The organism is Pseudomonas fluorescens (assembly GCF_902498195.1).
Taxonomy (GTDB): Bacteria; Pseudomonadota; Gammaproteobacteria; order Pseudomonadales; family Pseudomonadaceae; genus Aquipseudomonas; species Aquipseudomonas fluorescens_BU.
On the sequence record NZ_CABVIY010000028.1, the window covers coordinates 1 to 523 of the forward strand.

The 523-nt window shown below is 61.8% G+C and carries 1 pseudogene; it reads left to right on the top strand.

The annotated features are described in order from the left end of the window. Positions 1-523, top strand: a pseudogene (locus tag F8N66_RS31375) (pyrroloquinoline quinone biosynthesis protein PqqF); the annotation flags it as partial.

The window sequence follows — 523 nt, forward strand, 5'->3', positions numbered from 1 at the left end:
CCTCCAGCAGATGGGCGCTGTGGATAACTTCCGCGGCCAATGGCAATTGCCGTCAGCCAATCCGTTTTTATGCGCCGAACCTCAAGCACCGAGCGCCGGACTGATCCGCGGCCAGACCAGCAAACACCGCGGTCTGCGAACCTTTGCCCAGGACCGCACGCGCAGTCGCCGCGAACACTCGCCGATGCACTTCAGCCAGGCATTGCCGGATAACACCGCGGCAGGCGCCGTATACCTGCGCTGGCGCCTGGACTCGGCGCCTGGCAGCAAGCTTAAATCCGCACTGGAAAGCCGCCTGCAACCCTTGCGCGACGATGCACGGCAGGCGGGTGTCGAGTGTGCTCTAAGCGCTTCGGGCAATGAATGGCGGCTGAAAATGACCGAGCTGCAGGAGCCAATGCCAGTAGTCCTCGAGCATGCGCTGAAAGAACTGACAAAGGCTGATATCGCTGTCTCACAAGCAGCATCGACAAGCGCCCCGCTGATGCCGATTCGACAGCTGCTCAAGGCACTGCCTGAGCAC